Genomic DNA, 25,803 nt, shown 5'->3' with positions numbered 1-25,803 from the left:
CGAACTCAGAAGTGAAACGCCGATGCGCCGATGGTAGTGTGGGGCTTCCCCATGTGAGAGTAGGACACCGCCAGGTAGTGAATATAGAACCCCGAGCTGAATGGCTTGGGGTTTTTTGTTTTTAGATTTGAGTTTAATAAACTAAAAGTGCGGTCAAAATCAGAATAGTTTTATTAAAAGATGTTTAAATCTTTTAATGAGAAAATATAGGTGGAATGGTACAATCACCAAAATTTTTTATAGGATAAATAACACAAATGGCTCGTAAAAAGAAAAGTCGTAAAATTAGCGATATTATGCCAATTCGTAAATCAGATAAGAAACCTGAAGCACCTAAGCTATCAGGTAAAAAATTAACACGTTATGAATTAGATGCTAAAGCAAGAGAAGATAAGAAAAAACGTAAACATAAAGGTTTAGCATCGGGTTCTCGTCATAGTAACGCTGAGCAAAATAAGCATAATCAAGTCGTTGAACAAAAAGATCCGCGTATTGGCAGTCGTAAAAAGGTTCCACTGATTGTTGAATTTGTGAATAAACCTGAGAAAGGGATAATAATTCCAGCAGTAAAAGAGCCGAAAAAACTTGCGCCTGAAGTTGAGTTAGAACGTTTAGAAAATAATGAAATTCTAAATGAATTGCTGGATGCCTTAGATGAAGGTAAAACGATTAGTAAAGCTGATCAACAATTTGTGGATGAATGTTTAGATCGTATTGCTCAGTTAATGGAAGAATTGGGTATTCAAGATGAAGATGAGACAGAGGATGATCTCTATCGAACCTTCGAGAAGATTGATATCAACCAATTCAGATAATTGTCATGTGGCCGATTATTTTCAGTATCATTGCTTTGGGAATTATTGCTGGTGTATCATTTTATGCTTTCAAATTACTTAGGAAGTTACGCCATCAAAACACTCTCATTAAACAGGCTAAAATAACGCGTACAAAACGCCTAAAAGAGAGTATGGTAATTATCGCTAAAGCGATGCAAAATGGAGATTGTAACCATTCAGAAGGAGTGATTCGTTTATCAATGCTTTTACTCCCTTTTGGACAATCTTTGCAGCCATATCAAGCGATGTATGCACTTTATAATATTGTAAAAGAAATGCCTACGCATGAAGCTCGGAAAGCATTGTTAAAAAAAGAAAGAATGAAACTCGATCTTGAGCGAGAAAGTGCAGAAGCAAAATTTGAAGAAGAAATTATGTTGGAGTTACGTCAGTTTTTAAATGACGTAGAGAAATTTGGGGAAGCTTAATGTCTGAAATTATTTGGGATCTTGCGTTAATTCAAAAATATAACCAATCAGGACCTCGTTATACATCTTATCCAACTGCATTAGAATTTAATGAAAGTTACACAAACGAAGATTTTATTGCAGCGGCTAATCGTTATCCGGAAAGACCACTTTCCCTTTACGTACACATTCCGTTTTGTCACAAACTTTGCTATTTCTGTGGCTGTAATAAGGTGATTACTCGTCATCAACATAAGGCGGATATTTATCTTGATTACCTTGAACAAGAAATCAAAGCGCGCTCAGAATTATTCAAAAATCGTGTTGCGACTCAAGTGCATTGGGGCGGCGGTACACCGACTTATTTGACAGAAGAACAATCTACTCGTTTGATGAAGATGCTTAAAGATCATTTTACGATTGCGGATAATGCAGAAGTCAGTATTGAAATGGACCCACGCGAGATTGAACTCGATATGCTTGATCATTTACGCAATATTGGTTTTAACCGAATTAGCATGGGTGTACAAGATTTCAATAAAGCGGTTCAAAAAGCGGTAAATCGTGAACAAGATGAAGAGTTTGTAAATGCTTTGCTTGTTCGTGCGCGTGAGTTAGGTTTCCAATCAACGAATCTTGATTTAATTTATGGATTGCCACTTCAAAATGTGGAAAGCTTTATGTTTACATTGCATAAAGTGATTGAATTGAATCCAGATCGTTTAAGTATCTTTAACTATGCTCATTTACCAAGTCGATTTGCAGGGCAAGCAAAAATTAAAGAAGATCAATTACCACCACCGGAAACTAAATTAGAAATTTTACAGAAAACGATTGAAACCTTAGGCAATGCTGGTTATAAGTTTATCGGTATGGATCACTTTGCTAAACCAGATGATGAATTAGCGATTGCTCAAGAGAAAGGTGTCTTACATCGAAATTTCCAAGGCTATACCACGCAAGAAGAATGTGATTTGCTCGGTTTAGGTGTATCAGCCATTAGTTTATTAGGTGATACATATGCTCAAAACCAAAAAGAATTAAAACATTATTATCATGATGTAGAAAATTCAGGTATTGCACTGCATAAAGGTTTAGCGATGACAGAAGAAGATTGCTTACGTCGTGATGTGATTAAGCAATTGATTTGTAACTTTAAGCTTGATTTTGCACCAATTGAAAAACAATATAATATTGATTTTAAAAAACACTTTGCTGAAGATTTACAGTTATTACAGCCATTACTTGAAGATGGGTTAATTTCTGAAACAGAAACAGGCTTACAAGTTTCGCCTAAAGGTCGATTATTAATCCGTAATATTTGCTTATGCTTTGATACCTATTCAAGAGCAGCAGCAAAACGACAACAATTCTCTCGAATTATTTAGTTATACAAAAAACGGTCAAGACTTAAATCTTGACCGTTTTTCTTTCAATCTATTTATTTCGCGATGCTTTCTAGTGCCCATAATTCGCTGAGATTTTCTCTGCGACGAATTAAGTGAGCTTTGTTTCCATCCACTAACACTTCAGCCGTACGTGGACGAGAATTGTAGTTAGAAGACATACTTGCACCATAAGCTCCAGCAGAGCGTTGAGCAATATAATCACCTTCAGCAATGGCGAGCTCACGCTGTTTGCCTAAGAAATCAGAGGTTTCGCATACAGGACCAACAACATCATAAATGGCTTTTTCACGCTCTAAAGTGCGGTCAATTTCAATGATGTTCATATAAGCTTCATAGAGCGCAGGACGAATCATATCGTTCATGCCAGTATCGGTAATCGCGAAGTTACGGCTTTCATTACTTTTTAAGTATTGCACTTTAGCAACTAGGATACCCGCATTCGCCGCAATCGCTCTACCTGGTTCCAGAATAATTTCGAGATCTTTATAATTTTTTAATTTATTCAGTAACGCTGCGGCATAATTACTTGGATGAGGTGGCGTTTCATCAGTATAAGTTACGCCTAAACCACCACCGAGATCTAAGTGTTTTAACGTAATACCATCTTCTTTTAATTGTTCCATTAAACGAATGAGTCGATCAGTCGCATCTAAGAAGGGCTGTAATTCAGTCAGCTGAGAGCCAATATGGCAATCCATACCGGTAATTTTTACATGAGGTAAGGCCGCTGCTAATTTATAGACCTCACGTGCTTCATCTACGTTCACACCAAATTTATTTTCTTTCAATCCTGTGGAAATGTAAGGGTGTGTATGAGCATCAACATCGGGATTCACGCGTAAAGAAATGGGTGCGATTTTTTCCATTTCGCCAGCAATTTGGTTGATATGGTGTAATTCCGCAACAGATTCCACATTAAAACAACGAATGCCCACTTCTAACGCACGCATAATTTCGGCACGAGATTTTGCCACACCGGAAAAAACCACTTTTGATGCGTCACCACCTGCTGCCAATACGCGTTCTAATTCACCCTGTGAAACAATATCAAAGCCTGAGCCTAATTTTGCCATTACATTTAATATGCCGATATTAGAATTGGCTTTTACGGCATAGCAAATTAAATGTGGATGATCTCCTAAGGCTGAGTCAAAGGCGTGCCAATGGCGTTCAAGTGTTGCACGAGAATAAATATAAAGCGGTGTGCCGAATTCTTCAGCGAGTTGTTTGACGGGCAAATCTTCAACATAAAGTTGCTCGTTTTTATATTGGAAAAAATCCATGACGAATCCTTTAAGTGCGGTCAGTTTTTATTGTGTTTTTTGTGTGTTTTGCGGCTGTTCTTTTTCAGGAAAATATAATGGCCCTTTTACACCGCAACCTGTAGCTAAGGTGCAGAATGCACTTAATAACAAAATAGAAAGTAATTTTTTCATTTTTCAATCTCTCTAATCAGTAAAATCTACCTTTGCCAACGAGGCGAAAGGCTTTATAATTCACGGCATTCTATCAGATTTAATCGGAAAATTTTATGAATGTTGCAGAATTTCACCAAAATATTGAACAGGTTTGGCAAAAAATTGAAGAAGCGTTAGAGAATCAAGGTTGTGATGTGGATTGCGAAACGCAGGGTTCGGTATTCACGATCACATTTGATGACCGCTCACAAATCGTGATTAATAAGCAAGAACCCCTTCTTGAGCTTTGGCTTGCGAGCCGCTTGGGTGGATTTCATTTTGCCTATAAAAACAATGATTGGGTAGCAAATGATGGTAAACGCTTTTGGGATTGTTTAACCGAGGCGGTTGCCGCTCACGGAGAAACGGTAACATTCTAATGGCCGAACTCGCGGAATATGCCCCGCAAAAAACAGACTTAAAAACGACCGCACTTCATACGTTACGGTCTGTTTTTGGTTACCAATCTTTCCGCAAAGGGCAGGAAGAAGTGATTCATGCTGCGTTAAGCGGTCAGGATGCCTTAGTGGTGATGGCCACAGGAAATGGCAAATCCCTGTGTTATCAAATTCCAGCACTTTGTTTTCCCGGTCTCACATTAGTGATTTCGCCTTTGATTTCTTTGATGAAAGATCAGGTGGATCAACTCCAAGCAAACGGCATTGAAGCGGATTTTCTAAACTCTAGTCAGACGCCAGAACAACAACAGCAAGTTGAAAATAAGCTGATTTCAGGTCAATTAAAATTATTATATGTTTCGCCTGAAAAAGTGATGACAAACAGCTTTTTTCAGCTGATTTCTTATGCTCAAATTTCCTTTATTGCTATTGATGAAGCGCATTGTATTTCACAGTGGGGGCATGATTTTCGCCCTGAATATACCCAACTTGGTAGCTTAAAAGCAGCGTTTCCAAATGCGCCAATTATGGCATTAACGGCGACAGCGGATTACGCGACAAGACAGGATATTCTCACTCATCTTAAATTGGATAATCCTCACAAATACATAGGCAGTTTTGATCGCCCAAATATTCGTTATACGTTGGAAGAAAAGTTTAAGCCGATGGAGCAGCTTACGCGTTTTGTTTTAGCTCAAAAAGGCAAAAGCGGCATTGTATATTGTAATAGTCGTTCGAAAGTAGAACGTATAGCCGAAACTTTGAGAAATAAAGGCGTGTCGGCTGCGGCGTATCATGCGGGAATGGAAACCGCACTGCGTGAACGAGTCCAGCAAGATTTCCAACGAGACAATGTTCAAGTTGTGGTTGCGACGATTGCGTTTGGCATGGGGATTAATAAATCTAACGTACGTTTTGTCGCCCATTTTGATTTGCCGAGAAGCATTGAATCATATTACCAAGAAACTGGTCGTGCGGGACGAGATGATTTACCAGCGGAAGCGGTGCTTTTCTACGAACCGGCTGATTATGCGTGGTTACAGAAAATTTTGCTTGAAAAGCCAGAGACGCCACAACGTCAAATTGAACAACATAAATTGGAAGCCATTGGTGAATTTGCCGAAAGTCAAACTTGTCGCCGCTTGGTATTACTCAATTATTTTGGTGAATATCGTCAAACACCTTGTCAAAACTGCGATATTTGTCTTGACCCGCCAAAGAAATATGATGGCTTAATTGATGCGCAAAAAGTGATGTCGACGATTTATCGTGTGGGGCAACGTTTCGGTGTGCAATATGTGATTGCGGTATTGCGAGGGATGCATAATCAAAAAATTGTAGAACGCCAACATGATAAGTTAAGTGTTTATGGCATTGGTAAAGATAAAAGCAAAGAACATTGGCAATCTGTCATTCGCCAACTGATTCATCTTGGTTTTATTCAACAAGTGCTTGGTGAGTTTAATAGTGCCACGCTTCAGCTCACAGAAAGTGCTCGCCCTGTTTTAAAAGGCGAAGTGCCGCTTGAATTAGCGATGCCACGCATTTCATCCATTAATAAAATTGTGCATACGTCTCATAAAAATACGGTAGTAAATTACGATAAAGATCTGTTTGCTCGTTTGCGTTTCTTAAGGAAGCAACTTGCGGATAAAGAAAATATTCCACCTTATATTGTCTTTAACGATGCAACGTTACAGGAAATGGCGCAATATATGCCAACAAGTAATATTGAGATGTTACAAATTAATGGGGTGGGTGCGATCAAATTGGAACGCTTTGGGCAGCCGTTTATGGCATTGATTCGAGAGCACAAAGCAATTTTAGAAAAGGCAGAAAAAAGATAAGTGCGGTTAAAAAACAGAGAATTTTTCAACCGCACTTTTTTTCTAGCTTGCTCTTACATCTTGTTCATCGCGTAATTGACGGTCAAAGACTTGTGCACAATCATCGGTACCCGAACCATACCAAGTAGTATCACGCAATGCTACTTCACCTTTACGGTATTTTTCCACTTCGCTTTTCTTCACCAAATAACCCGTTACACGAATCAAATCGGTGTTTTTAAGGTAAGTGGTGATGTAGCGGTAACCTTGAGCAAATGAGCCATCGATAATATCAACGACGGCATCTAAATGATCCACATAGGTTTGGTCAAAGGCAAACAAATCTCCCGTACCTGATGGGAAGTACTTATGGAATGGCGCTGATTGTTTTAAATGAGCTAATAATGTTGGTTCTTCACCCACACGAATACGATGCGCAGGCGCATTACGTTTATCTTCTTCATGATTGCTTGCACCCACTTGCGCATGTAATAAATAACGGTTGCCCGTGCGTTCAGCATACACGCCTTCATGGTTATCCGTGACTTCTTTTAATTTATCCATAATCAAGGTTGCAATTTCATCACCGCGTTGGCTTTTACCAAAGGTTTCGTTTAAGCCTTCTTGTTGCAATAAATGATTTGCTGCATCAGCGAGACCAACAATAGCAAACATCCCTGTAAAATTAGTCCGTTTGATAAAACCTTCTTTTTCGAGGAATGAGGTATTGAAGAAGTTGCTTTCTTCTACTACAAATTTATGACGTTTATCCATAGTGGATAGCGCGCATTTTGCAACACGAGGTAAAAGTTCATTGACCATTTCATCCACGGTTTTACAGGCGCGCGCGATAGTCCCTAAGCGCAAACGAGTGAGGGTATAAGCCCCACCACATTCAGGAAGTGCGTTGTAGCAGCTTGCAATACCATATTGTTCGCCTAAGTCAGAAATGTAGTAAGCATCGTTGGCAAAAGACGGTTTAGAAACCAATAAGCAGGCTTTTGCTGCTAATTCTGCAAATTCACGACTTGTTTTACTCTTATCGTAACGAATGGTCATATTTGGTGTTGGTGCTTCCAACTCAATCACCGCTTTTAAAATCAAACGCCCTGCTTTGGTGTCATAAGGCCCAATATTGGCATGACAGAATGAATCTGGCACGGTTTTATCCACATGATTTAAGAAACGTTTAATTTTGATGTAGTCTTGTTCTTCATCGGTAATAAACGGGTCAAGTAGCATGTCTAATCGCCCAATGTAAACCGGGAATGTGGTAATTGATGGCACGTGGGAATATAAAATCAATAAGCCATCTAATGCTTCATCAAGATCTTTTGGTGCGGGCAATTCAAGGAATTCACAGCCTTTTTTAATATACACATTGTAATCCGGCAAAATATAGCGAGGACGATAAATCGCATAGCCTTCGTTTAAATCACAGATCATTTGATTTTGAAGGAATTGCCATTCTTCATCCGTATAGCCTAATAATTCACGAGGATCAAATAATCGCTCGGCAATATTGCCTAAACACATGAGTTTTTGTTGATAGGTGAGCGTGTTGGATTTTACGGTATCCAAAATATCTTGAAGAGATGCAAGCATAATAATGTCCTGATTAAAAAGGGTAGCTTATTTTAAGTCAGTGAATGAGTAATGACAATTTTGACAATGTGATCCGCATCACATTTATGATATTTATCAGTCAATTCGGTTATATCATATGACGTTAAAATGTTTGGGTTTTATCGGATTTCCCATTATGATGTTGGCGTTAAACATAAACAGGAATAATATGAAAAAAGCACGGGTGATTCCCCACACCAGTTGGGCAGCCAAATCGCTATGGTCAGTCGAAGGTAAAACCATGTCGATGCTCTTATTTGCATTGGCAATACTGGGCATTGGAGATGGCTTAATTGTGCTCGCTAATTTGGGCTCTTCACCTTGGACCGTGCTTTCTCAAGGTGTGGCATTACAAGCTAAGGTGAGTATCGGTTGGTCATCATTTTGGATTAGCTGTTTGGTAATGTTAGCTTGGATTCCCTTCAAATTAAGGCTTGGGCTTGGCACCATTCTAAATATTATTGTGATTGCCTTTTTCCTTGGCTTAACCACGAAAATTGTGCCAGAACCAACCGCACTTTTTAGCCGAATTTTATTCGATGGAATTGGGCTTTTGCTTTATGGATTAGGGACGGCATTGTATTTAACCTGTCATCAGGGGGCAGGCCCGCGGGATGGTTTAATGGTGGGGCTTTGTCAACGATTTCATTTAAAAGTGGGGATTGTGAGAACAAGTCTTGAAGTGTCGGTTTGTGTATTAGGTTATATTCTCGGCGGCACAGTCGGAATTGGTACCGTTGTTTTTGCCGCCGCGATAGGTTGGATAGTGCAGTTATGCTTAAACTCAATTGCTCGCTTGCCACATCTTCCGCACGAAGGGGATAATCTCCACTAAGGCATCATCAATAGAAATTAAACCTAAATTCATTTCCTCTTTCCCTTTTGGCGGGCAGAAAGCAATGTGTTTGTCTGCATCGTTAATCGGTTTCCAACGACGAGGCTGAGATGACCGACTATTTGGATAGAATCCGATCGTTGGCACATTGAATGCACTGCTTAAATGCAATGGTCCAGTAGAGCCTGCAATGAATAAATCCGCACAAGCCAGTGAGTGTGCAAAATCCACTAATCCTTTATTCTTATCGTACACAACCACATTTGGGTTATCGATTTTTGCTGCTAGCTCATGGGCCTTTTCACTTTCACCCGGTCCTGCCGTTAAGATAATCTGGCAATCAAATTCGCTTAACAAGCTTTGTATCAATTGAGCATATTGTGACAATGAGAGACTTGTTGCTGAACCACCTGTTCCGCTATGCACAAACACCCATTTTTTGTCTCCCGATAAGCCTAATTGTTCTTGAAGAAAAACACGTTGATTTTTAACCGCACTTTCAGGAAGTGAAAGGTAAGGTGGTTTGGGTTCCACAATCGGCATATGGTGTTTTTTTAAGAACGCCCGAACCAAATCTTGATTGTATTCTGCTTCAGATTTTTCTGAGCGTGAACGGCGTTGTGTTAAACGATGGTTATAAAGGATTTGCACCCATTTTGTTGCGGGTGCAAGACGATAAGGAATTCCACTTTTCCATGCTAATTTACCGTTATGAGTATTGGAAAAGAAGCTAATCATGCCATCAAATTGCTGCTCTTTGATTTCTTTAACAAGACGATTAACATCCGCTTTGTCGTTCTTGGCATTATCAATGATGACATTATCTAAATAGGGGCAAATTTGAGCTAATGGGGCCGTATAAGCTGGCACAAGTGCGGTCAGTTTTAGCTCGGGATTTGAGGCTTTCAACATCGCAAAAGCCGGAAACGCCTGAACAAAATCCCCCAGTTTATCGTTACGAATGACTAAAATTTTCATTATTCTGCCTTTTGCCGTGTTCTTATTGCGGTATAAAACACAATCGTTAAGAAAAAGTAAAAAATAGTACCTGAATTATGTACCAAGAAACCTTGGCTTAAGCCATAGATCATCACAGATAAAATATGGGCAACGCCTAACGTTGCAATTAGCTTGATCTCATTATTTGCTGTTTTCAGGTTTTTCATAAAGGTACGTAGAGGGATAAATAAAACAGCAAGTAAGGCGAGCAACCCAACTATTCCTCGTTTTGAGAGGTCGTCTAAATATTGATTATGGGCATGCGTAAATTGTCCAATGTCACCCGTGACAATTTTTTCTTTCGTATCTAACTTACGCTTTTCTGTCGCCCCTTGAATGCCCCAGCCAAATAAAGGCTTTTCTTTTGCCATTTCAAGTGCACTTTTCCACATTTCAAAACGCGCACCTAGAGAAGTATTGCCATCATTATTATCCAAGTAAAGTTGGATATCTTTTCGTGCAACGTCAATCCGTTCCATAATTCGGTTATTGGGCATTTGGCTAATGCCAACGCTTGCTACGGCAATGATTCCAAAGAAAGTCAGGAAAAAACGTTTCGAAAGAGAATGGCGATAGATATAAAGGATAACAATAAGTAAGATAGGTAATGTCACCCATCCTCCACGAGCAGTGGAAAGTAAACTTCCTATGATGCCACATAAACCACCAATAACACTAAGAGCGGTTAATTTTATGTCTTTTTTCTGATGGGCATAGAGGGCAATAACTAGGCTAAAAATACCTAATGACATAGAAATGTCACCACCTTGAATATGCATAATTCGAGGATTTTGCTCTGGGCGTAAATTCAACATAAATTTATCATAAAGTGCAACACAGGTGGAACTCATTCCACCAAGAGGAATCGCATAATTCAAAACGCAAGTTTTGATTGGGTATTTTAACAATAAAAACAAGATAGGAATTAAGAAAACTACTCGACTTGCCGTATCGATATCGCGCATTTTCCCTCCATGAATGAAGAGGGAAAAAATAAATGTAAAGAAATAAAAAAGGTAACTATAAATTAACCATTTGTCCACTTTTGATAAGTTTAATAGTGTTCTCTTGATTAAACTATAAATGCCATAACCTAAACTGATTAACATCAGTAAAACTGGTGCTGCATTATACCCACCCTTGACAATAAAAATAGAAAGAAAGAATAGTGTTACCGCAAAATTTATGATGGTGGGTAACCAATTTTGTTTTGTTATGTACATAGATAATGGCCGATATTTTGGGGGAGATTACATTAAAAAACCGCACTAGAAAGTGCGGTCTTATTTTAGTCTATTTTTATGGATTATAAAACATCAACGCAGTTTAAGTCTTCGAAAGATTGTTCTAAGCGTTTAGAGGGAGATTCCTCCATTGTCTCTCCAGATAAATGATTGTAGGTAGTACTTAAATAGCAATAGAAATTATTCATGAAAGCCAGTTAATTATCTGGTATAAACTTTTACCTTATTTTTATTAAGATGTTTTACTAAAAACTCTTTTCAAAAATCAGATTAATATTCTTCTGTTGATAAGAATACATTTGAGGAATGTTACTTATTTGCTTTTTCCAAATAAACTGTAGTTTAGGTGTAATTCCCTCCAAATGCCAATCTCGTTTCCAAACTAATAAATTTAGAGAATAAATATGATCTTTACGGTTTTTATTAAAGGAGAAAATATCTAAATTACCTAATTTAGCAACATCTTTATAATTTCGTTTAATAAATGACACGGCTATTTGTGAAGATATTCCTTTTCCCCAGTCTTGTCCCCAACCTAAACGTAGGCCTTTGCTTTTAGAACCATATTGCCTTACTTGAGTTTTTTCATTTATCCAGTCACCTCCAATATAGAAAAATTGTCGAGTGTTTGGCTGAAAAATTAAGGTTGATGTAAGCTGTGTTAGATGTCCATTAAGCTCTTTTTCAATAAAATAATGTTGTTTTTCAAATTCAGCAGAATAAGATAGTTGCCAATGTGGATTAAAGTGAAAATCATATTCAACTTGCACACCATTATTCCAGCGATAACGATGGTTGCCATACCAACGACGCTCATAAAAAGGTTTCACTTTTATTATATGAGATGCATTTTTATAGGCATAACCTAAAAAAGTGCGGTTTAAAATATCATCATATTCATGATTATCCCAATACTCTTTACCCCAAGCTCGATTGCCGAATAAAAAATAGTGAGAATCGAATAAATTCAAATCTCGAGAAACCGAGAAAAAATATCCAACTCCATGGGCTGATTGTGGCAACATTTTTGGGGATTTGGTCAGTACTGCACGATTAGACAATGGCACATAATTGACATTTGCTGCATGGTTGACATTTTTATCTCGGATATAATGAGCTGCAAAATCTATCTCCCAACTTTGTCTCTTATCTAATGCTTGCAGATAATTATTAATAACCAACAACGAACCATCAGGTAGATCTTTTTCCACTTTTGCTTTTTCAAATTGAGTTCTTGCTGCACTATCTTGCCTTTGATGAAATAATGCAATCGCTAACTCGATTCTAACTGGGTTTAATTCTGGGTTTTCCGATAAGACTTGTCGATAAAGCCGAATTGCTTCGTAATAATCTTGTTCTAAAAAGGCAATACGCCCTTGTGCAAATTGAGCTAAATGTTTATTGAAATGAGGATTATATTGATACAGATCTATTAATCGGGCCAGTTCTTTTCCAGATAAAGAATATATATTTTCGGATAATAGTTTTTCAATCATTTTAGGATTACTTTGAAGATATGTTATATCTGGTAACGATAATGTGTGAGCAGTCGCAGAAAATGAAAAAGATGAGTAGAATAGCCAAAATAACGCTTTTTTCATATTACACCTAATAAAATAGGCGGAATAACCCGCCTATTAACATATAAAAATAAATTAACGATAGCCACCAAAAGAAGTATTTAATGCTGAATTATTATCAAAAGTTACAATACCAGCAGCTTCTTCGGCATTTGGCCCATATAATGCACCTGTATATTTACCACCGTCATTCAAGAATACACTAGCTTTACCACTAAAACTATTACCATTTAAACTAGTTTCATGCAGAGTAATATCACGAGCAAGTGGCATCTCAATTTTTCCATCAACTTTTTTAGTATCAAAATTTACATTAAGAGTGGTTTTTCCATCTGCTTGTACGCCATTAATATTTTGAGCAATGATACTATCTCTTGCACGCACTGCATGCCCCGTATAAGTTGCAGAGCCTTTTGGAATACTTGAAGTTGGTGTTACTGTACCTTGATAACGAATTTCTTGGCGAGTTTTATCGTGATTCACCCACACACCGTAAAATGAATGATTTTGGTTATAACCAATTAGTGTTCCATCCATCGTATTACCGCCAGTTAGTCCTTTGTCACTATTATTTAAATCAAATTTTGTACCATCTGGTGTTTGTGCAGTACCAGAACCACCACCAGAACCACAAGCGACAGCTAAGGCTGATAATCCTAAAATAGCAACATTATTTAATTGTTTTAACATAACGATTTCCTCATTTTTTCTTAGTTAGAAAGATTAACTTTAATTCTAATAGGAAACTAGACTCTATATCTCAACTGTCCAGTTGTTAATTTAAAAATCATTTGGTGAATTTATTATTTGGGTTATCGTTATAATTATTAAATGCAGAAAATATTTGATGAAAAAGCACTTTTTAGCCAACGGTTACGAGTTGCTCTTGAAGCCGCTTCTTACGGTACATTTAAAGTATCAAACATTGAGAGGGAATTTAACTTACGTTATGTTTCAGGGTCTGTCACACCCCAAGCAATTTATAAATGGCTAAATGGTCAATCAATCCCTTCTTTTGACAAAATCCAAGTACTTGCCGATTGGTTAAATGTTTCTGCAGAATGGTTAAAGACCGGGGCAAGTAATACCACTTTAAATGCACAATCACTTATTGAAAAACAAGGTTTAGAGAGTTTCCTTCAATTAAATAATGAGCATAAGTATTTAATTCTCAATTTGATGCAAGCACTTCTTAGAACCTACCCATAGCCTCATCTCCTTGTGTTAAGAAACTATATTTAAAAATAAAAGAATCAATAAAATACTTGCTATAATCAAGCTATCTTTATAGGTTCCATTAAATTTATTTTCTGTTAAACAATAAAAATAAAGACATGATAAAAATAATATTGTGTATTAGTTAGTAGAATTCAATATAGAAGCGTTAATCCATTACTGATATTTAATAAATTCGAAGATTAATTCCTAAATTAAAATAAAAGGCTAAATTCTATTAGAATTTAGCCTTAATATTTAAATATAATTTACAGGATTATAAAACATCAACGCAGTTTAAGTCTTCGAAAGATTGTTCTAAGCGTTTAGACATAGATTCTTCCATTTTACGTAACCAAACACGTGGATCGTAGTATTTTTTGTTTGGCGCATCTGGGCCTTCTGGGTTACCTAATTGACCTTGAAGATAAGCTTCATTTGCTTTATAGAAGTTCAAAATACCATTCCAAGATGCCCATTGAGTATCTGTATCAATGTTCATTTTGATTGCACCATAACTAATTGCTTCACGGATTTCTTCGCGACTAGAACCCGAACCACCGTGGAAAACGAAGTTAATTGGTTTAGCAGGAAGGTTGCGTTCTTTTGCAACGAACTCTTGTGATGCACCTAAAATAGATGGTTTTAATTTTACGTTACCTGGTTTGTAAACACCGTGTACGTTACCGAATGCTGCTGCAACGGTAAAGTTAGGGCTTACAGGGTTTAATTGGTCGTAAACATAAAGCACATCAGATGGTTGAGTATATAAACGAGATTCATCGACATCTGAGTTATCTACGCCATCTTCTTCACCACCGGTAATACCGATTTCGATTTCAAGGGTCATACCTAACTTGTCCATACGAGCAAGGTATTCACGGCAGATTGCCATGTTTTCTTCCATTGGCTCTTCAGATAAGTCAAGCATGTGAGAAGAGAATAATGGACGACCAGTTTCTGCAAAGTGTTTCTCACCCGCTTCAAGTAAGCCATCGATCCATGGAAGTAATTTTTTCGCCGCGTGGTCAGTATGAAGAATAACGGGTACACCATATTCTTTGGCTAAAGTATGAACGTGTTTCGCACCTGCGATCGCACCTAAAACATCTGGACGTGCCCCGGTGGTTGGTTTGATACCTTTACCTGCGTAGAAAGCTGCACCACCGTTTGAGAATTGGATAATTACTGGCGCTTTTACACGTGCAGCGGTTTCCAATACCGCATTTACGGAGTCAGAGCCCACGCAGTTCACTGCAGGGATTGCGAAGTTGTTTGCTTTGGCATAAGCAAAGATTTTTTGTACATCTTCACCTGTTACTACACCTGGTTTTACGATATCTAATAATTTAGCCATAGTTGTGTTTCCTTTTGTTTTGGAGGATTCATTCCTCCGTTTGAAAAATCAATATTTATCCCCTCTGTGCAGAGGGGATAGAAGCCATTTAATTAACCGTTCGCACGTTTTTCAAGAATTTCTACTGCTGGTAATACTTTACCTTCAACGAATTCTAAGAATGCACCGCCACCGGTAGAGATATAAGAGATTTTATCTGCAATACCGAATAAATCGATAGCTGCTAAAGTATCACCGCCACCTGCGATAGAGAATGCATCGCTGTTTGCAATCGCGTGAGAAATGATTTCAGTCCCTTTACGGAAGTTAGGGAATTCAAACACGCCAACTGGGCCATTCCATAAAACGGTTTTTGCATTTTTGATGATTTCAGCTAATTGTTTAGCAGATTTATCACCGATATCGAAGATAGATTCGTCATCTTTTACTTCAGTCACTGATTTTTCTGTTGCAGGTGCAGTTTCAGAGAATTCAGTACCAACACGTACATCAACCGGAACAGGAATATCTGTGCTTGCGGCTAATTCTTTTGCTACAGGGATTAAATCTGCTTCATATAATGATTTACCCACATTGTGGCCCGCTGCTGCAATGAACGTATTTGCAATACCACCACCCACGATAATTTGGTCAGCAATTTTTGAAAGAGAATTTAATACTTCTAATTTAGTGGAAACTTTAGAACCGCCTACGATCGCGACCATTGGACGAGCAGGTTCTTTTAGTGCTTTACCTAATGCATCTAACTCAGCCGCTAATAATGGACCTGCACAAGCAACCGGTGCAAACTCTGCTACGCCGTAAGTTGATGCTTGCGCACGGTGAGCCGTACCGAATGCATCCATCACGAATACATCACAAAGTGCGGCATATTTTTTACCTAATTCAGGATCGTTTTTCTTCTCACCTTTGTTCACGCGAACGTTTTCTAAAACAACGATTTCGCCTTCTTTAACATCCACACCGTTTAAGTAGTCTTGCACTAAACGCACATTGAAACCTGCGTCTTTTAAGTAATCAACAACCGGTTGTAAAGAATCTTCAGGTTTGAATTCGCCTTCAGTTGGACGACCTAAGTGAGAGGTAACCATCACTTTTGCGCCTTTCTCTAAAGCCAGTTTTAACGTCGGGATAGTCGCACGAATACGCGCATCAGATGTCACTTTGCCATCTTTTACCGGTACGTTTAAGTCTGCGCGAATAAATACACGTTTACCTTTTAAATCTAAGTCGGTCATTTTGATTACTGACATAAGCTTTCCTCTTGGGTTAGTTAAAATTAAACGGGGACATTATACCTAGTTCTTACTAGGTTGTAACGATGTAGATCAAATAAAAAAGTGAATTATGCTTATTTAGGGCAATCGATTACTTGCCATCGGCGATCGTAGCAAATAAATAATTCGTTATGGCTCGCCCCTAAATAAGCGCCTTTTAATTGCGGATTATTTTGCTTCATCCATTGAAATAATTCTTTACGGCTTAATTGTTCGTTTGGCAAAGAAAGCGATTCAAATAATGCTTTCTCTTGTTTGAAATAAGCTTCTGCTGAATCAAACGCACAGCTACCGTGTTTTTCCCATTCGCCTTGCAACAATTTTGCGCCTGGCGAGATTGAAAGGTAAGGCTCGAACGTTTCAATTGGAAGTGGCGATAAATCACCATTACAAAAACGAGGGTGATCCGTAACAGAGCGTGCATTCGCATTTTGCGGCCATAATCCATGCACTACCCAGCCAAATTGATTTTTTGTACTACATTGATATTGCGCTGAATCAGGTAAATTATTGCCATATTGCGCACGTTGTTTTTCACAGAATGCCGGCGACCAAGATAAGGCCAACATATAGTAATCAACTGGGGCATTTTTATTTTGCCCAATAGCATCATCACGCATGATGACATCATAATTCCCAAAATCTTTGGTATTTTTGATCGCACTTTGGCTTTGTTGTTGTGTGGTTGTTGGGGCTGGTTTTGTATCTTTTTTGTGTTCAGTAAAATATTGCCAAATGCTAAATGCAGCAAGGGCAATAAGGGAAAGAGTGGAAACCTGTTTTTTCATAAAAATCCTGTTTAAATTTTGTCAATTTTGCTTTTGTCGGCTATAATTCGCCGCTTTCTCATATAAAGGAATGGTATGGCGTTACTGATCACAAATAAATGCACAAACTGCGATATGTGTCTCCTCGAATGTCCGAATGAAGCAATTTCAATCGGCGAGGAGATCTATGTGATCGATCCTGTACTTTGTACGGAATGTGTTGGTCATTATGACACGCCAACCTGCCAAAAAGTTTGCCCGATTACCAACTGCATCAAGCCAGATCCTGAGCATCAAGAAAGCGAAGAGCAGCTTTGGGAACGTTTTGTGATGATTCACCATTCGGATAAGTTGTAGAATTTACCTGATCTTTTTCTTTTCGTCCAATGACTATGAATAAAACGAAGTTAATCAAAATCGCCATCATTCTGATTTATCTGTTCAGTCCCATTGATATTTTGCCTGAAGCGGTGCTTGGCCCATTAGGTTTAGTCGATGATGCGGCAGCCATTGCCTTATTAATTCGAATTTTATTGAAAAAATAAAAACTTGAATAAAATCAACCGCACTTTGTTTTTCTCATTCTTGCAAAATTCCGTCAATTTCTCTAAACTACGCATCGGAAAATTTCTTCCCTCATCATTTCACTTTAAACGCTACCCGTGAGTAGCAAAAGGAATCTCAATCATGACAAACGTCAATCAATATGGCTGGAAAGCCTTGGTTGGATCAGCTGTCGGCTACGCGATGGATGGATTCGATCTTCTTATTCTTGGATTTATGCTTAGTGCCATTTCGGCCGATCTTAATTTAACTCCCGCACAATCTGGCTCATTAGTTACCTGGACTCTTATTGGTGCTGTGGTGGGTGGTATTGTATTTGGTGCATTAAGCGATCGTTATGGGCGTGTACGTGTACTAACTTGGACAATCGTCCTCTTCGCCGTATTTACCGGTTTATGTGCAATCGCACAAGGCTATTGGGATTTATTAATTTATCGCACCATCGCGGGGATCGGTTTGGGTGGTGAATTTGGTATCGGTATGGCATTAGCTATTGAAGCTTGGCCCGCAAAACACCGTGCAAAAGCCGCGTCTTATGTGGCGTTAGGTTGGCAAGTTGGTGTGTTAGCGGCGGCATTACTCACCCCTGTATTGCTTCCACATATCGGCTGGCGTGGCATGTTCGTTGTTGGTATTTTCCCTGCATTTGTTGCTTGGTATTTACGAGTACGCTTACATGAACCTGAAATTTTTTCGCAAAAACAGACTGAACTTTCAACCCAAAAAATATCTAAACTGGAATCTTTCAAACTCTTAGTGAAAGATAAAGCAACCACAAAAGTGAGCCTTGGTGTGGTGGTGTTAACTTCCGTACAAAACTTCGGTTACTACGGTATTATGATTTGGATGCCAAACTTCTTATCTAAACAACTTGGTTTTAGTTTAACAAAATCAGGTTTATGGACGGCTGTTACGGTATGCGGCATGATGGCAGGGATTTGGATTTTTGGTCGTCTAGCCGATAGAATCGGGCGTAAACCAAGTTTCTTATTGTTCCAACTTGGTGCGGTGATCAGCATTATCACTTACTCTCAATTAACCGAACCAACCGCTATGTTGGTGGCCGGTGCATTCTTGGGGATGTTTGTGAACGGCATGATGGGCGGTTATGGCGCATTAATGGCAGAAGCTTATCCGACAGAAGCACGTGCAACGGCACAAAATGTGTTGTTTAACTTAGGTCGTGCCGTAGGTGGTTTCGGACCGGTTGTTGTCGGAGCGATTGTCTCTGCGTATTCATTCAGCATTGCGATTGCTTTCTTGGCGGTGATTTATGTCATCGACATGGTAGCGACAGTCTTCTTAGTGCCCGAATTAAAAGGCAAAGAATTGAGCTAAGTGCAGTCAAAAAAAATCAAGTTTTTGAAAACATCGGGGTTAAAACCGATGTTTTTTTATTTATGAAAAATCAGCCAATTTCAACCGCACTTTGTGCTAAACTATGGGCATTTTTCCCCTGTTTTAAAGAATTACCGTGTACGCTAAACGTTCAGTTTCTACCCGTATTGCTAAATATTTATTTGTTGTCATTATCTTCATGGGCATTATTAGCTCATTGAGTTTGATCGTGATGGCCAGTAATAAATCGGACGCGGAAGCCATTAATATTTCCGGTTCTCTACGTATGCAAAGTTATCGCATATTGACGGAAATGGAGCGGTCGCCAGATACGGTTGAACAGAATTTAGTGCGCTACCAACATAGTCTCAATGCTAAGGCCTTACGCAATGTACAACAACAATTGTTTGTGCCTTCTGAAGTGCAAGAATCCTATCAGAAAATTCTTAAACGTTGGGTGATGATGTCTGATCTTGCTCATTTACAACAGGTAGAAAAATACTATGCAGAATTAAAAAGTTATGTGCAAGATGTGGACGATTTTGTTTTAGAGCTTCAACGTTTTTCGGAACAAAAATGGATCATTGCGGTTTCAGTACTTTGCTTCTCTATGTTGCTGATTGTTGTGATGGTTTCTTACGTAATTTGGTATTTAAAGAAAGAGGTTGTTAAGCCTCTAGAGTTAATGACGAAAGCCAGTATGCAAGTGCAAATGAGGCAGTTTAACCATATCCAGCTTGATACAGAAAGTGGTAATGAGCTTGGTGTTTTGGCGAAAGTGTTTACCCAAATGTCATCAGAGTTAGGGCGGCTTTATTCCCGTTTAGAAGATGCGGTAAATGAGCAAACGCAAAAGTTGCGTCAAACCAATCGCTCTTTAACAACACTTTATCAAAGCTCTCAGTTACTTACGCCAACAAAGATTAATGATAAAATTCTCAGTCAAGTGCTCAATCATATTCGTGTTAGCGAACATTTACGCTACATTGAGTTAGAAATTCTAGGTGCAGAACATTGGGAAATTTCCTTTGGACAAAAAGATCCTAAACAATCACTTCAAGTCGAAGAGCTTTCCATTGAAAATGAAAACTTAGCGGTGCTCTCGTGGCAAGCCGGTTTGCCTTGCCCTGATCCTCGCATGATGAAAAACTTAGGGCAAATGGTGGCAAAAGCCTTGTATTCACACAAAACGCAACGCCAGCAAGAGCAACTCTTATTGATGGAAGAGCGGTCAATCATTGCAAGGGAATTACATGACTCGTTGGCACAAGTGCTGTCTTTCTTACAAATTCAATTAACGCTGTTAAAGCATAATTTGAAGAAAGAAGACGAGGAATCAAAAGAGAAAAGCATTGCCATCATTGGTGAATTTGAACAAGCCTTATCAGATGGTTATTCTCAATTACGAGAATTATTGGCGACCTTCCGTTTAACGGTGCAAGAAGCCAACTTACAGGTTGCCTTGGAACAAGTTATCGAAAGTTTGCGCTCACAAACGAAGATGCAAATGACCGTAGAATGTAGTTTGCCCTCACAAAGTTTAAATCCACAAGAATTAGTGCACGTTCTGCAAATTGTACGTGAAGCAACGTTAAATGCGATGAAACACTCCAAAGGCACACGTATAGAAGTAAAAGCCCATATTAATGCTGAGGGCGAATACGAAATCCTCGTACAAGATAATGGCGTAGGGATACCTACATTAGACGAGCCAGACGGACATTATGGTTTAAATATCATGACTGAGCGCAGTCGACAATTAAATGCTCAGTTCAGTATTTCAAAAGGGGAGCAAGGCGGTACTATCGTGAAAATCACGCTTCCTCACACACTTTTTTAAGGAAAGTTAATGCAAAGTTTACAGCCGTTTCACACCTTCAATATTCCAGCAAATGCGCGTGAAATTATTGAAGCCACATCGATTGAACAAATCCAACAAGCTTGGCAAAAAGCGCAAGCTGAAAATCTACCTGTCTTATTTTTAGGACAAGGCAGCAATATGCTGTTTTTAGAAGATTTCCAAGGTGTTGTAATTGTTAACCGTTTATCGGGTATTCAACATACAGAAGATAGCAATTACCATTATTTGCATGTTAATGGTGGCGAAAATTGGCATCAGTTAGTGGAATGGTCGCTTTCACAAGGGGTTGACGGCTTAGAAAATCTCGCACTCATTCCCGGCTGTGCCGGCTCAGCACCGATTCAAAATATTGGCGCGTATGGCGTAGAATTTAAAGATGTGTGCGATTACGTGGATGTATTGAATCTCAACACGGACGAACAATTCCGTTTACAGGCGAGTGAATGTGAATTTGGTTATCGTGAAAGTATTTTCAAACATCGCTATGCACAAGGTTATGTGATTACAGCGGTTGGATTGAAATTAGCCAAAAATTGGCAACCAATTTTAAAATATGGCTCATTAGTGAATTTTGATCCTCAAACTGTAACGGCAAAACAAGTGTTTGATGAAGTGTGCCATATTCGCCGCAGCAAATTGCCCGATCCAAAAGAATTTGGTAATGCGGGCAGTTTCTTCAAAAATCCTGTGGTAAGTGCAGAACAATTTGCGAAAATCCAAAAACAGGTCGAAAATCTACCGCACTTTCCACAACCGGATGGTTCAGTGAAACTGGCAGCAGGTTGGTTAATCGATCAATGCCATTTAAAAGGATTTCAAATCGGTGGCGCAGCGATTCATCAACAACAAGCTTTAGTGCTGATTAATAAAGGCAATGCCACTGGGCATGATGTGGTTAAGTTAGCACATCATATCCGTCAAACCGTGGCAGATAAATTTGGTGTGTATTTACAGCCAGAAGTGCGCTTTATGGGCGCGAATGGCGAAATGAATTCAGAGCAAGCCATTAGTTAATTTATAGAGGAAAGCAATCATGAACTTTAAAGACATTTTAGAGACTTTACCAAGCATTGATCATTTAACGGGTTTAGATGTATTAAACGGTGAAACCGTGATTCATCATATTCCTGCTGCACCAGGCAAACTTGGCTCGCTTCGTCTTTATAATGCACTGGCTGAAAAATTTAATGGAAAATTAGACCGCCCTTCAGCGCAGCAAGGCATTGAATGGTTTGCAGAGCATGTTGAAGATGCCAAACAAAATCCTGGAAAACACCCTAATATTGATCTATTGTTTAAGGTTGTGGCAGAGGATGTAGTTTATTCACTTGTGCCATTAAATTAATTTGGAAAATTTTTAGTGATTAATTTGAACTTTTAATCGTTAAAAACTGTCAAATAAAACAAATTGAGGTATAATGACAATAGTTGTTATACAATAACAAATAAGTAATGAATCGGGGCGTTGCTCCGCATGCTGTGAGGAGAAGAATGAATAAAGAAACTCAAATGATGTTAGTACCTCAAGGTAGCATCGAAGGTTATATTCGAGCAGCAAACGAATATCCGATGCTGACTGCAGAGGAAGAAAAAAGCTTAGCAGAACGTTTGTATTATGGCGGTGATATTGAAGCAGCGAAAAAGTTAGTTTTATCACACTTACGTTTTGTTATTCATGTTGCGCGTGGTTATTCAGGTTATGGATTACCGCAAGCAGATTTAATTCAAGAAGGTAATATCGGATTAATGAAAGCGGTAAAACGTTTTAATCCGGAAGTAGGTGTTCGTCTTGTATCTTTTGCGGTGCATTGGATCAAAGCTGAAATCCATGAATATGTCCTTCGCAACTGGCGTATTGTGAAAGTCGCTACTACGAAAGCACAACGTAAATTGTTCTTTAACCTACGTAAAACCAAACAACGTTTAGGTTGGTTCAATGAAAACGAAGTGGATATGGTGGCGAATGAGCTTGGCGTGTCAAAAGAAGATGTCATCGAAATGGAATCCCGCATGACAGGGGCCGATGTAGGCTTTGATTTGCCAACAGACGATGATGACGAAGCTTATGCACCTTCTTTATATTTAGAAGATAAAAGCTCAAACTTTGCGGCAGAACTTGAAAGCGAAAACTTTGAAGAACAAGCTACAGAAAAGTTAGGTACAGCCTTAGCTAATCTTGACGAACGTAGCCAAGATATTATCAAAGCACGTTGGTTAGATGATGATAAAGCCACACTTCATGATCTTGCTGCAAAATATAATGTGTCTGCAGAACGTATTCGTCAGCTTGAAGCGAACGCACTGAAAAAACTTAAAAGTGCGGTAGATTTCTAAGCCATTTTGATAAAAAGAAAACCTGTCGATTATCGACAGGTTTTTTTATTTATTTCTTCTTGGATTTCCCCCACATTTTATCTTCTTGGCCTCGCCATAAGCGCTGAATATTGTCGTGGTGACGATAAATCAGCAAACAGCAAACTAAGGCAACGGGGAAGGTAAATTCCGGTTTAAGCCACCAAACATAAAATGGCACGAGAAGTGCAGTGATAACCGCACTTAATGAAGAATAGCGACTAATTAAGAAGACTAACAACCACGTACCTAGTGTTGAGCCGGCGACGCCCCAAGAGATGGGTGCTATGGCACCGAATGCAGTCGCTACACCTTTCCCGCCTTTAAACTGAAAGAAAATAGGGAAGATGTGCCCCAAGCAAGCCCCTAATGCAACCATGCCTAATTCAAATTGCGTAAGCCCTAAATAATAACCCGCCCAAACAGGTAACATCCCTTTTAAAATATCGCAAATTAATACCGCAAGCGCCGCCCAACGTCCGCCAATACGTAATACATTGGTCGCACCAGGGTTATGAGAGCCATTTTTTCGCGGGTCAGGCAAGCCTGCAACCTTACAAATCAAAATTGCACTGGAAATCGAACCCAGTAAATAAGCAAAAATCATATAAAAAAGGGCAAATAGGCTCATTTTGTGCTCCACAATCTTGATTGTATTTGAAAAACTTGTTCGTTATTTTAACCAAACTTGATAGCATAAGCCCACTATATTTTTACAGGAATGAGAGATGGATCGTATTTTTATTGAAGAATTAGTGGTCTTCGCACAAATCGGTGTGTATGACTGGGAACAACAAATTAAACAAAAGCTTGTTTTTGATTTGGAAATGGCATGGGATTGTCAAAAAGCCGCAGAAACGGATAATGTGCAATACTGTCTCAATTATGCCGAAGTGAGCCAATTTATTTTAGATTATGTGCAAGCTAAGCCATTTTTATTGATTGAGCGAGTGGCTTATGAAGTAGCAGATCAATTACAACAACGTTTTGGTATTTCATGGTTACGCCTCAAATTAAGCAAACCTAAAGCCGTTGCTCAAGCCAGTAATGTTGGGATTATTGTAGAACGAGGCGAGTTGAAATAATCACTGAAAATTGACCGCACTTTGGAAATCTCAAACCAAAGTGCGATTAATTTTCAAGGTGTTTTTTACAGTGAAATAATATGCGCCAGTTCCACTTTTAACTCAAGTAAATTCTTACATAGTCATTCCTGAATATATGTTTTTAGTTTCGAAATAATGACAAGAATTAATTCTAATAGATAGATAAACTAATGCGTTATCAAAATTATGACATTGTTAGTCTGGCTTAAGCTGTCATGCCTTTCTAGCGTATAAAAGCTCAAGGTTATTTTATGTAACTTTTTAGTCTAAAAATCCTTTATTACCTCTCTTGAATTTCAATGTATTATGGTGTTAAATCAGCACATATTATAAGGGTATAAAATGATAAAAATAAGTTGTAGGAATTTATGTGCCAATTACTCGGAATGAATTGTAATACACCGACGGATATTGTTTTTTCTTTTGAAGGTTTCCGTCGTCGTGCTGGTCTTACTGATTGTCATTCGGATGGCTTCGGTATTGCTTTTTTTGAAGGTCGTGGAGTGCGTATTTTTCGCGATAACCACGCAGCATCACAATCCCCGATTGCGGATTGTGTAAAACAATACAATATTAAATCACTGAACGTGATCGCCCACATTCGTAAAGCAACACAAGGAGGGGTCACCATTGAAAACACCCATCCCTTTATTCGTGAAATCTGGGGCGAAAACTGGGTGTTTGCTCACAATGGTAATTTAAAAGAATTACCAGACATGTCTGAGAGTTTCTGTCAGCCTATTGGTTCAACTGATTCAGAAGCCGCATTTTGTTATATGGCGGAATATTTGAAAAATCGTTTCCGTCGTAAACCGTCTGAAATGGAAATTTTTAACGCGATTCAAGATATTGCTAAAGCACTCTCAGAAAAAGGCACCTTTAATTTCATTCTTTCAAATGGAGAATGGATGATCGCCCACTGCTCAACCAATTTGCATTACTTAACACGTAAAGCCCCTTTTGGTAAAGCGCACCGCATTGATGATGATGGCGTCATCGATTTTAATGATTATGCAAAAGATGGCGACAAAGTCACAATCATTACGACTTTTCCACTCACTAAAGATGAGCCTTGGGTCAAAATGGAACATGGTGGTTTCGTCTTCTTCAAAGAAGGGGATAAAATTGCTGAGGTCGTCGGTGTAGCTAAAGAAATGGAAGATGATGGTACATTAGGCAATCGCGCAGCAGCCTAATAACAAATCACAATAAAAAGTGCGGTCAAAAACATCAGAGATTTTGATCTGACCCCAAAAAGTTAGACTGTTATTCAAAGGATTGTTTTCGATATTGTATCGGACTCAGTCCTTTTAATTTTAGTTGAATCCGTCGATGATTATAGTAATCCA

Annotated in this window: 28 protein-coding genes and 1 rRNA gene; 17 read left to right on the top strand and 12 right to left on the bottom strand. The window is 38.7% G+C overall.

Features of this window, described 5'->3' with window-relative positions:
- The 4 genes from rrf to hemN all read left to right on the top strand — a co-directional run.
- Positions 1–76 (top strand): 5S ribosomal RNA (gene rrf, locus ACXVWP_RS10455); the annotation flags it as partial.
- Between the two features lie 181 nt (positions 77–257).
- Positions 258–815: a Der GTPase-activating protein YihI gene (gene yihI, locus ACXVWP_RS10450; protein ID WP_289901662.1), complete on the top strand. Its 558-nt coding sequence runs from the start codon at positions 258–260 to the stop codon at positions 813–815.
- Between the two features lie 5 nt (positions 816–820).
- The gene (locus tag ACXVWP_RS10445) at positions 821–1,264 is read left to right on the top strand and encodes a DUF2489 domain-containing protein (RefSeq protein ID WP_289901661.1); all 444 of its coding nucleotides are present in this window, start codon (positions 821–823) and stop codon (positions 1,262–1,264) included.
- The gene (gene hemN / locus ACXVWP_RS10440; RefSeq protein WP_289901660.1) at positions 1,264–2,631 is read left to right on the top strand and encodes an oxygen-independent coproporphyrinogen III oxidase; all 1,368 of its coding nucleotides are present in this window, start codon (positions 1,264–1,266) and stop codon (positions 2,629–2,631) included. The genes ACXVWP_RS10445 and hemN overlap by 1 nt, the downstream gene beginning before the upstream one ends.
- 53 nt (positions 2,632–2,684) lie before the next feature.
- Here hemN and lysA read toward each other — a convergent pair whose 3' ends face one another.
- Entirely contained in the window at positions 2,685–3,935 is a 1,251-nt protein-coding gene (lysA, locus tag ACXVWP_RS10435) for a diaminopimelate decarboxylase (protein ID WP_289901659.1), read from the bottom strand.
- Between the two features lie 27 nt (positions 3,936–3,962).
- On the bottom strand, positions 3,963–4,088 hold the full coding sequence (gene lptM / locus ACXVWP_RS10430) for an LPS translocon maturation chaperone LptM (RefSeq protein ID WP_005697346.1): 126 nt from the start codon (positions 4,086–4,088) through the stop codon (positions 3,963–3,965).
- Between the two features lie 95 nt (positions 4,089–4,183).
- On the opposite strand from lptM, the gene cyaY reads away from it, so the two are divergent.
- Together cyaY and recQ are read left to right on the top strand one after the other, a co-directional pair.
- Positions 4,184–4,489 carry an iron donor protein CyaY gene (gene cyaY, locus ACXVWP_RS10425; RefSeq protein WP_289901658.1) on the top strand — a complete coding sequence of 102 codons (306 nt, stop codon included), beginning with the start codon at positions 4,184–4,186 and terminating at the stop codon, positions 4,487–4,489.
- Positions 4,489–6,354, top strand: a complete 1,866-nt coding sequence (recQ, locus tag ACXVWP_RS10420; RefSeq protein WP_289901657.1) for a DNA helicase RecQ — start codon at positions 4,489–4,491, stop codon at positions 6,352–6,354. The genes cyaY and recQ overlap by 1 nt, the downstream gene beginning before the upstream one ends.
- 42 nt (positions 6,355–6,396) lie before the next feature.
- Here recQ and ACXVWP_RS10415 read toward each other — a convergent pair whose 3' ends face one another.
- Positions 6,397–7,938 (bottom strand): YjjI family glycine radical enzyme, encoded by a 1,542-nt coding sequence (locus ACXVWP_RS10415; RefSeq protein WP_289901656.1) that lies wholly within the window; start codon positions 7,936–7,938, stop codon positions 6,397–6,399.
- A 190-nt stretch (positions 7,939–8,128) separates the two neighbouring features.
- On the opposite strand from ACXVWP_RS10415, the gene yczE reads away from it, so the two are divergent.
- Positions 8,129–8,794: a membrane protein YczE gene (gene yczE / locus ACXVWP_RS10410; RefSeq protein ID WP_289901655.1), complete on the top strand. Its 666-nt coding sequence runs from the start codon at positions 8,129–8,131 to the stop codon at positions 8,792–8,794.
- Here yczE and ACXVWP_RS10405 read toward each other — a convergent pair.
- From ACXVWP_RS10405 to ACXVWP_RS10390, 4 genes are all read right to left on the bottom strand, one after another.
- Positions 8,744–9,775, bottom strand: coding sequence for a glycosyltransferase family 9 protein (locus ACXVWP_RS10405; RefSeq protein ID WP_289901663.1), 1,032 nt, complete (start codon positions 9,773–9,775; stop codon positions 8,744–8,746). The genes yczE and ACXVWP_RS10405 overlap by 51 nt on opposite strands.
- Entirely contained in the window at positions 9,772–10,758 is a 987-nt protein-coding gene (locus ACXVWP_RS10400; protein WP_297569650.1) for an O-antigen ligase family protein, read from the bottom strand. The genes ACXVWP_RS10405 and ACXVWP_RS10400 overlap by 4 nt, the downstream gene beginning before the upstream one ends.
- Before the next feature lie 524 nt (positions 10,759–11,282).
- Positions 11,283–12,638: a porin family protein gene (locus ACXVWP_RS10395; protein ID WP_289901653.1), complete on the bottom strand. Its 1,356-nt coding sequence runs from the start codon at positions 12,636–12,638 to the stop codon at positions 11,283–11,285.
- Between the two features lie 54 nt (positions 12,639–12,692).
- Positions 12,693–13,307, bottom strand: a complete 615-nt coding sequence (locus ACXVWP_RS10390; protein WP_289901652.1) for a Slam-dependent surface lipoprotein — start codon at positions 13,305–13,307, stop codon at positions 12,693–12,695.
- 141 nt (positions 13,308–13,448) lie between these two features.
- Here ACXVWP_RS10390 and ACXVWP_RS10385 point away from each other — a divergent pair, with 141 nt between their 5' ends.
- Positions 13,449–13,826, top strand: coding sequence for a helix-turn-helix domain-containing protein (locus ACXVWP_RS10385; RefSeq protein ID WP_369866917.1), 378 nt, complete (start codon positions 13,449–13,451; stop codon positions 13,824–13,826).
- A 283-nt stretch (positions 13,827–14,109) separates the two neighbouring features.
- On the opposite strand, the gene fbaA is transcribed toward ACXVWP_RS10385, so the two are convergent.
- The 3 genes from fbaA to ACXVWP_RS10370 all read right to left on the bottom strand — a co-directional run bounded on the left by fbaA (position 14,110) and on the right by ACXVWP_RS10370 (position 17,254).
- Positions 14,110–15,189 carry a class II fructose-bisphosphate aldolase gene (gene fbaA, locus ACXVWP_RS10380; RefSeq protein ID WP_126470328.1) on the bottom strand — a complete coding sequence of 360 codons (1,080 nt, stop codon included), beginning with the start codon at positions 15,187–15,189 and terminating at the stop codon, positions 14,110–14,112.
- Between the two features lie 92 nt (positions 15,190–15,281).
- On the bottom strand, positions 15,282–16,442 hold the full coding sequence (gene pgk, locus ACXVWP_RS10375; RefSeq protein WP_289901650.1) for a phosphoglycerate kinase: 1,161 nt from the start codon (positions 16,440–16,442) through the stop codon (positions 15,282–15,284).
- A 98-nt stretch (positions 16,443–16,540) separates the two neighbouring features.
- Positions 16,541–17,254: a ribonuclease T2 family protein gene (locus tag ACXVWP_RS10370; protein WP_289901649.1), complete on the bottom strand. Its 714-nt coding sequence runs from the start codon at positions 17,252–17,254 to the stop codon at positions 16,541–16,543.
- 75 nt (positions 17,255–17,329) lie between these two features.
- Between ACXVWP_RS10370 and ACXVWP_RS10365 the strand changes: the two genes are divergently transcribed.
- The 7 genes from ACXVWP_RS10365 to rpoH all read left to right on the top strand — a co-directional run bounded on the left by ACXVWP_RS10365 (position 17,330) and on the right by rpoH (position 23,330).
- Complete coding sequence (locus tag ACXVWP_RS10365) at positions 17,330–17,590, top strand: YfhL family 4Fe-4S dicluster ferredoxin (protein ID WP_369866919.1); 261 nt, start codon at positions 17,330–17,332, stop codon at positions 17,588–17,590.
- Between the two features lie 35 nt (positions 17,591–17,625).
- Entirely contained in the window at positions 17,626–17,778 is a 153-nt protein-coding gene (locus ACXVWP_RS10360; RefSeq protein WP_005696968.1) for a DUF1232 domain-containing protein, read from the top strand.
- A gap of 142 nt (positions 17,779–17,920) precedes the next feature.
- Positions 17,921–19,135, top strand: coding sequence for an MFS transporter (locus tag ACXVWP_RS10355; RefSeq protein WP_297569652.1), 1,215 nt, complete (start codon positions 17,921–17,923; stop codon positions 19,133–19,135).
- Positions 19,136–19,271: 136 nt separating this feature from the next.
- Positions 19,272–20,975, top strand: a complete 1,704-nt coding sequence (narQ, locus tag ACXVWP_RS10350) for a nitrate/nitrite two-component system sensor histidine kinase NarQ (protein WP_289901647.1) — start codon at positions 19,272–19,274, stop codon at positions 20,973–20,975.
- 9 nt (positions 20,976–20,984) lie between these two features.
- Positions 20,985–22,010, top strand: coding sequence for a UDP-N-acetylmuramate dehydrogenase (gene murB / locus ACXVWP_RS10345; RefSeq protein WP_289901646.1), 1,026 nt, complete (start codon positions 20,985–20,987; stop codon positions 22,008–22,010).
- Positions 22,011–22,029: 19 nt separating this feature from the next.
- Positions 22,030–22,341, top strand: coding sequence for a DUF2322 family protein (locus tag ACXVWP_RS10340; RefSeq protein ID WP_289901645.1), 312 nt, complete (start codon positions 22,030–22,032; stop codon positions 22,339–22,341).
- A 146-nt stretch (positions 22,342–22,487) separates the two neighbouring features.
- Entirely contained in the window at positions 22,488–23,330 is an 843-nt protein-coding gene (gene rpoH / locus ACXVWP_RS10335; protein ID WP_289901644.1) for an RNA polymerase sigma factor RpoH, read from the top strand.
- Between the two features lie 49 nt (positions 23,331–23,379).
- Here the strand turns inward: rpoH and plsY are convergent, their stop codons facing one another.
- Positions 23,380–23,979: a glycerol-3-phosphate 1-O-acyltransferase PlsY gene (gene plsY, locus ACXVWP_RS10330; RefSeq protein WP_014064698.1), complete on the bottom strand. Its 600-nt coding sequence runs from the start codon at positions 23,977–23,979 to the stop codon at positions 23,380–23,382.
- A gap of 97 nt (positions 23,980–24,076) precedes the next feature.
- Between plsY and folB the strand changes: the two genes are divergently transcribed.
- Positions 24,077–24,433, top strand: a complete 357-nt coding sequence (gene folB / locus ACXVWP_RS10325; RefSeq protein WP_297569656.1) for a dihydroneopterin aldolase — start codon at positions 24,077–24,079, stop codon at positions 24,431–24,433.
- A gap of 389 nt (positions 24,434–24,822) precedes the next feature.
- A complete protein-coding gene (locus ACXVWP_RS10320) occupies positions 24,823–25,650 on the top strand; it encodes a class II glutamine amidotransferase (RefSeq protein ID WP_297569658.1) in 828 nt (275 codons plus the stop codon).
- Between the two features lie 70 nt (positions 25,651–25,720).
- On the opposite strand, the gene ACXVWP_RS10315 is transcribed toward ACXVWP_RS10320, so the two are convergent.
- Positions 25,721–25,803: IS3 family transposase (locus ACXVWP_RS10315; protein WP_458473394.1), on the bottom strand; the 83-nt coding region annotated here is incomplete at its 5' end.

The sequence above is a fragment of the Haemophilus sp. SZY H56 genome, from assembly GCF_054332415.1.
This window is presented reverse-complemented; position numbering and strand designations above follow the sequence as displayed.